Origin of the sequence: Streptomyces sp. NPDC007164 (assembly GCF_040634135.1) — a bacterium.
GTDB classification, from domain to species: Bacteria; Actinomycetota; Actinomycetes; order Streptomycetales; family Streptomycetaceae; genus Streptomyces; species Streptomyces sanglieri.
In genome coordinates this window covers 24,337-31,547 of record NZ_JBEYFB010000065.1, presented here as the reverse complement: position 1 = coordinate 31,547, position 7,211 = coordinate 24,337, and the positions used below count along the sequence as shown (strand labels likewise).

Genomic DNA, 7,211 nt, shown 5'->3' with positions numbered 1-7,211 from the left:
CTCGACTGCGCTCGAGCAGGGGAGACCCCATCTGCCTCAATCCTCCGCCTTGCAGCCGCACGCACCCAACCCCGCTCCTTCTCCCACCCCCCAATTGCCGGTCGGTCTTAGTCCGCTCGGGCCGACGCTCTGTTGCGCCCAATGGGTGGGGCGCAGAGCACGCGCGCGGAACGAGGTCAATAGCGGCGTGCCACACCGCGTCCTCGTCGTCCTCTCCCCAGATCCGGGCCAAGGGCCTGCGCTCGATCATTCCACTCACGTCGGTGGACATGCCGGCAGCCTGCCGAGGCGGACATGGCTCGTCGCCTCGGGCCTCGTGGGATCCCTCGCAAGGTTGGTCTGAACTCGCAGGGTTTGCTGCTGCAGGACACCGAAGGCGGTATCGCTCACAGCGAACGCACCCCGGGGAACAACGGACGGCTCAGGAGCATTGAGTCTGCATAGCTCAACTTGACTGCCGAAGGGGAGATCATGGCTACCGATTCCAATGCGGTCACTCCGCTCGCCCTACCCGTGCTGCCGCTCGACGACGAGGTCGTGCTGCCCGGGATGGTGGTGCCTCTGGACCTGTCCGACACCGATGTACGTGCCGCCGTGGAGGCCGCACAGGCCGCGGCCCGTGCCGGTGGCGGCAAGCCCGAGGTGCTTCTGGTGCCGCGGATCGACGGTACGTACACCGGCACCGGTGTCATCGGCACCGTCGAGCAGGTCGGGCGGCTTTCGGACGGGGATCCGGGCGCGCTCATCCGCGGCCGGGGCCGGGTGCGGATCGGGGCCGGGACCAGCGGCCCGGGTGCAGCGCTCTGGGTGGAGGGGACCCGGGTCGACGCGGTCGTTCCCGACCCGCTTCCCGGAGCCGCCGCCGAGCTGGTCAAGGAGTACAAGGCGCTCGCCACCAGCTGGCTGAAGAAGCGCGGCGCCTGGCAGGTCGTGGACCGGGTCCAGCAGATCGAGGACCTCTCCGCGCTCGCCGACAATTCCGGTTACTCGCCCTTCCTCACCACCGCCCAGAAGGTGCAGCTCCTGGAGACCACGGACCCGGTCGCCCGGCTGAAGCTCGCCATCCAGTGGCTCGGCGAACACCTCGCCGAGCAGGACGTCGCCGAGTCCATCGCCAAGGACGTCCAGGAGGGCGTCGACAAGCAGCAGCGCGAATTCCTGCTGCGGCGCCAGCTCGAAGCCGTGCGCAAGGAGCTCTCCGAGCTGAACGGGGATCCGGAGGACGAGTCCGACGACTACCGGGCGCGCGTCGAGGCCGCCGACCTCCCCGGGCACGTCCGCGAGGCCGCGCTCAAGGAGGTCGACAAGCTGGAGCGCTCCTCCGACCAGAGCCCCGAGGGCGCCTGGATCAGGACCTGGCTCGACACCGTCCTCGAACTGCCGTGGAACGAACGGACCGAGGACGCCTACGACATCCGGGGCGCGCAGGAGGTGCTCGACGCCGAGCACGCGGGGCTCCAGGACGTGAAGGAGCGCATCACCGAGTACCTGGCCGTCCGCAAGCGGCGCTCCGACCGGGGGCTCGGCGTGGTCGGCGGGCGGCGCGGCGGGGCCGTGCTGGCGCTGGTGGGGCCTCCGGGCGTGGGCAAGACCTCGCTCGGTGAGTCCGTCGCGCACGCCATGGGCCGCAAGTTCGTCCGCGTCGCCCTCGGCGGGGTGCGGGACGAGGCGGAGATCCGGGGCCATCGGCGTACGTACGTGGGTGCGCTGCCGGGACGTATCGTGCGGGCCGTCAAGGAGGCCGGTTCGATGAACCCGGTCGTCCTGCTCGACGAGATCGACAAGGTCGGCTCCGACTTCCGGGGCGACCCGGCCGCCGCCCTCCTCGAAGTCCTCGACCCGGCGCAGAACCACACCTTCCGCGACCACTACCTGGAGGTCGAGCTCGACCTCAGCGACGTCGTCTTCCTGGCCACGGCCAATGTGCTCGAAGCCATCCCGGAGGCCCTGCTCGACCGCATGGAGCTGGTCAGGCTCGACGGCTACACCGAGGACGAGAAGGTCGTCATCGCCCGGGACCACCTGCTCCCGCGCCAGCTGGAGCGGGCCGGCCTGGAGAAGGGCGAGGTGACGCTCGACGAGTCCGCGCTGCGCAAGCTGGCCGGCGAGTACACCCGCGAGGCGGGCGTACGCAACCTGGAGCGGGCCGTCGCCCGGCTGCTCCGCAAGGTCGCGGCCCAGCACGAACTGGGCGACCGGGAGCTGCCGTTCACGGTCGCCGAGGCGGATCTGCGCGGTCTGATCGGACGGCCGCACCACGTGCCCGAGTCCGCCCAGGACCCGGCCGAGCGCCGGACCTCGGTGCCCGGTGTGGCCACCGGACTCGCGGTCACCGGCGCGGGCGGCGACGTGCTGTTCGTGGAGGCGTCGCTGGCCGACCCGGAGACCGGGGCGTCCGGACTGACCCTCACCGGCCAGCTCGGCGACGTCATGAAGGAGTCCGCGCAGATCGCGCTGAGCTTCCTGCGGTCGCACGGCGCGGAGCTGGAGCTGCCGGTCGCGGACCTGAAGGACCGCGGCGTGCACATCCACTTCCCGGCGGGCGCGGTCCCGAAGGACGGCCCCAGCGCCGGTATCACCATGACGACGGCGCTGGCCTCGCTGCTCTCCGGGCGGCTGGTCCGTACGGACGTGGCGATGACCGGTGAGGTCTCGCTGACCGGGCGGGTGCTGCCGATCGGCGGCCTGAAGCAGAAGCTGCTGGCCGCGCACCGCGCCGGGATCACCACCGTGGTGATCCCGAAGCGGAACGAGGCCGACCTGGACGACGTCCCCGCCGAGGTCCTGGACACGCTGGAGGTCCACCCGGTGACCGATGTCCGGCAGGTCCTGGAGATCGCCCTGGCCCCGGCGTCCGCGGCCAGGCCCGAGGAGAGGATCCCGGCCGCGGCGTAGCCGCCACGGCGTGACGGACGTGGCACCACGTACGCGACCGGTACGGACGGCCCGCCCCCCGGCAAGGCAACGGGTGGGCGGGCCGTTCCGCGTGCGCAGGACGCTCGCGCGAGGGCGGCCTCGGCGTCGCCGATCACCGCGGCCGTTCCGCGTGCGCAGGACGCTCGCGCGCCCGGCGCTCACACCTCCAGCCACCCCCGCAGCGTCGCCTGCGCCCCCGCCTGGAAGCGGGTCTGGGCGCCCAGTGAGTCCAGCAGCACGCTGATCGGGCGCCGGGCCGTGTGTACATGGACACCCAGCCGGCGCGCTATCGCCTCGTCCTTCAGCCCGGCCGCGAGCAGGCCGAGCAGCTCCTTCTGCGGCTCCGGCAGCGGCCCGCCCGAGCCGCCCAGCGGAGTCGCCCGTTCCCACACCGTCTCGAACAGCGGCACCAGCGCGTTGCGCAGCAGCGCGTCCCCGATGACCAGGGCGGACGCCGTCGGGTCGGACGCGTCGCTCGGTGGCAGCAGGGTGATCCGCCCGTCCACGATGATCAGCTTCGTCGGTGCCCCCGGGGCGACCCTGGCCCGCAGCCCCCGCTCGACCAGCCCGGTCAGCGAACGCATCCGGCCGGGATAGCCGACGCCCTCCCGGTCCAGCACCGTGCGCACCTGTACGCCCCGGTCGAGCAGTGCCCCGATGTCCAGGCCCGGCGGGCGCGAACTGCCCTCCCGCGGCTGTCCCTTCACGTACGGCGGCCGGTCCAGGATCGCCACCTCCTGTTCGGCGGAGGCCAGCAGATACTCGGCGCGTTCGCCGATGGCCTGCGGGCCGACGAGCACCTCGATGCCGTCCTCGGGGGCGGTGGGCGAGCCGGACATCAGCCGGCCCGCCAACCGGTCGGCGTTCATCCGGAGCTGTTCCAACTCGGCGGAGCGAAGATGGAGTTCGGCCTGGCGGCGGTGGATGAGCGCACGGATCGCACCGGCCGGGGTCGCCGCGCGCGGCAGCGCATCCGGTTCCCCGGCCGGCCCCGGCAGGGCGAAGCCGTGCTCGGCCAGCCGGCCGAGCGCCGCCGCCAGCGGCTCCGGCGCCATGTCCAGCAGCGCGGCGAGCTCCTGCGCATCGGCGGCCTTCCCCGTGAGCAGTGCCTCGTATACGCGTTGCTCGCCCTCACCGAGACCGAGATCCCGCAGCTCCCCCTGGATCATGCCTGGATTCTCACTCCGTTTTCACAAGGCACACAAGTGGGCGTGCCCACTTGTCAACACGGCCGTCACATTGATCCATTGCTGCCCCGCGGGTTGCATGGCCATGACCACTTGGATGGTTTCCAGACGTGTGGGAGGGGCCAAATTGCGTACGTCCGACAGAGGTTCACGCGGATCCGCGACGGCGGGGAGAAGCGGTACGGCGAGGGGGAGCGGCACGGCGAGGAAGAGCGGCACGACGCGGGGGAGCGGCATACCGAGGGGCGCCGCCCTGGCCGCGCTGCTCGGCAGTGCGGCGCTCGTGGTGACCGCGATCCCGGCCCAGGCGGTCACCCCGTCGGCCACCGCGCCGTGGTCCGAGGTCGTCCCCGGTGAAGGCACCGCCACCCCGGCCCTCGTCGACGCGATCTCCGAGCCGGTGGACGCCGGGGCGAAGCCGGCCGACGCGGCCCGCAGTCATCTCGCCGCGAAGAAGAACCGCTACCGGATCGCCGACCCGAAGCGGGACCTGACCCCCGTGCGCTCGCTGACCAGCGGCTCCGAGGAGACGGTGCGGTTCCAGCAGAAGCACCATGGCATCGCGGTGCTCGGCGGGCAGTACGTCGTACGGATGGAGAAGAAGGCCGGCAAGCGTGTCGTCACCGGCACCTCCGGCAAGTACTTCACCGGGCTGACCGCGCCCACCGAGGCCAAGGTCGACGCGGAGCTCGCCGTGCGGCGCGCGGTCGCCACGACCGCCTCCCGGCTCAGGGGCAACACACTCACCAAGGACGACGCGGTACGGGCGAAGGGCGGGAAGTCCGCACGGGCGGCCGCCCTCACCGGCACCGCCCGCGGGCTCGTGGTGATCCCGAAGGGGACCGGCGTACTCGCCCAGCACGTCACCGTGCGCGGCACCGACCCGGCGACCGGCGAACCGGTGCTCCAGGAGGTCTACATCGACGCCGCGGCCGGCTTCCCGGTCCTCCAGTACAGCGGCATCAAGACGCTGACCGCACCGGGCGCCACGTCCGCGGCGGGCACCCCCGCGAAGGCCGCCGGCACCGCGGCCGCACCGGCCACCGGCACGGCGGCCGGTGACTTCCCGGGCGTCAAGGGCACCGGTCTGCGCGCCGACGGCTCCAAGGTCGAGCTGGATCTCTACTACGACAGCGGCCAGGACCAGTACGTCATGCGGGACTACTCCCGCCAGTGGGACACCACCCGGAACTCGCTCGTCACCTGGGACGCCCGGGGCGTCGACGTCGGCGAGGCGTCCGGCCGCTGGCCCAGCGGGATCAGCGAGTTCAGCCACCCCACCAGCGACTTCGGCAAGGAGGCCGGCCAGTCCGGCGCGACGGACGCGCACTGGGCGGCCGGCCAGGTCTACGACTACTACAAGAAGCAGCACGGCCGGGACAGCCTCGACGGCCGAGGCATGGCCATCAACTCGCTGGTCGAGGTCACCCTCTACGGCCAGCCGTACGTCAACGCCTTCTGGGACGGCCAGAAGATGGTCTACGGCAGCGGCGACAGCGAGTACAAGCCGATCTCCGCCGACCTCGACGTGGTCGGCCACGAGATGACCCACGGCGTCGTGGAGAGCACCGCGAACCTGGTCTACGCGGGCCAGTCCGGCGCCATGAACGAGGCGATCGCCGACTACTTCGGCAACGCCATCGACGTCACCGCCTCCGGCACCGCCATGGACGACCCGGACGCGGGGCTGATCGGCGAGGACCTGTGCCGCACCACCGCGCCCCGCGCCTGCGCCTTCCGTGACCTCAACGACGGCGCCACCACCTCGAAGAACTTCCTCGGCGTGGCCTTCTCCACGGACAACGGCGGGGTGCACCTCAACTCCACGATCTACTCCGGCGCCCTCTGGGACATCCGCGAGGACCTCGGCGCCGAGCTCGCCGACAGGATCGCCTACCGGGCGCTCGACTCCTACCTGACTCCGCTCGACGGCTTCACCGAGGGCCGCAACGCCACCGTCGCGGCAGCCAGGGAGCTGGGCGTGACGAAGAAGCAACTGGCGGTCGTCAAGCGGGCGTTCGACGCCCACGGCATCGTCCCCGGCTGGGAGAAGGCGCTCGGCGTCGACTCCGACAAGCTCTTCGGCAAGCTCAACATCTCCGGTACCGGCGTCGGCGCGGGCGGCGGCTGGTGGGCCACGTCCAAGTCGAACGACGACGGCTCGGAGCCGTACTCGGTCTACGCCGGACGCACCGACGGCAAGGGCGCGCCCAAGCTGATCAGCCCCAACGACGGCCGCTATCACGTCTATCCGGCGACCGACGGCAAGTCCGTGGTGTGGGCGGCGTTCGGGGACACCGGCGTCGACATCCTGAGCCGTCCGATCGCGGGCGGCCCGGTCAAGACCGTGTGGACGTCCTTCACCGGTGTCGAGGGGCTGCGGGTCGACGGCGACCTGGTGGTCTTCACCGAGTACGACCCGTTCGGCAGCCAGCACGTCGGCTATGTGAACACCCGGACCGGCAAGCAGGCCTACGTGGACGGCGGGAAGTACCACCTCTCCACCGCGGTCGGCTCGGTCAAGGGCTCCACGATCGCTTACGGGAAGCTCTACCCGGGCGAGACGGAGTACGAGCTGGGCGTCGAGGTGTTCGACGTGACCACCGGGAAGACGAGGCTGCTGCCGCAGAGCGGCACCCCGCAGGCGCTCGGCCGGACCGCGGTCACCAAGGACTCCGTGGTGTGGCTGGTCGACGAGGTCGAGGACCAGGGGCAGATGGCGGTGCGCCGGTCGGCCCCGGACGGCAGCGGGCTCAAGGACATCAGCCCGGAGACCGGTGCCGGCGCGCTCTTCCCGTACGACCTGACGGCGTCCGACGAGGCGGTCACGGTGACGGCGCAGACCCCGGACACGGCGTACCGCAACGAGACGCTGCCCAAGCTGTGGCAGCTGACCCCGGACGGATCGCGCGTCCAGCGGGTCTCCTGCAACCGTGGCGAGCAGTCGAACGCGGCGGCCGACGGCGGCCGGCGGGTGGTGTGGATCGACGGCACCACCGGCTGGACCGACCTGGTGACCCGGGAGCGGCCCGTGGGCAGCTGCGGCTGACGGCGCAATCCCGATCGGACGACCGGACCCCCGGCGCAATCCCGATCGGACGACCGGAC

The 7,211-nt window shown here is 71.8% G+C and carries 3 protein-coding genes; 2 read left to right on the top strand and 1 reads right to left on the bottom strand.

Going from position 1 to position 7,211, the window contains the following annotated elements; genetic code table 11:
* Nucleotides 1–471: 471 nt before the first annotated feature.
* On the top strand, nt 472–2,895 hold the full coding sequence (gene lon / locus ABZ622_RS37905) for an endopeptidase La (RefSeq protein ID WP_360551275.1): 2,424 nt from the start codon (nt 472–474) through the stop codon (nt 2,893–2,895).
* A 179-nt stretch (nt 2,896–3,074) separates the two neighbouring features.
* Here lon and ABZ622_RS37900 read toward each other — a convergent pair whose 3' ends face one another.
* On the bottom strand, nt 3,075–4,085 hold the full coding sequence (locus tag ABZ622_RS37900; RefSeq protein ID WP_360551273.1) for a hypothetical protein: 1,011 nt from the start codon (nt 4,083–4,085) through the stop codon (nt 3,075–3,077).
* A gap of 271 nt (nt 4,086–4,356) precedes the next feature.
* Between ABZ622_RS37900 and ABZ622_RS37895 the strand changes: the two genes are divergently transcribed.
* Nucleotides 4,357–7,152: a M4 family metallopeptidase gene (locus ABZ622_RS37895; RefSeq protein WP_360551277.1), complete on the top strand. Its 2,796-nt coding sequence runs from the start codon at nt 4,357–4,359 to the stop codon at nt 7,150–7,152.
* Nucleotides 7,153–7,211 lie beyond the last annotated feature (59 nt).

Bases quoted from the DNA above. Each gene is read 5' to 3' on its own strand.
- lon (WP_360551275.1), top strand. From the start codon at position 472: ATGGCTACCGATTCCAATGCGGTCACTCCGCTCGCCCTACCCGTGCTG.
- ABZ622_RS37900 (WP_360551273.1), bottom strand. From the start codon at position 4,085: ATGATCCAGGGGGAGCTGCGGGATCTCGGTCTCGGTGAGGGCGAGCAA.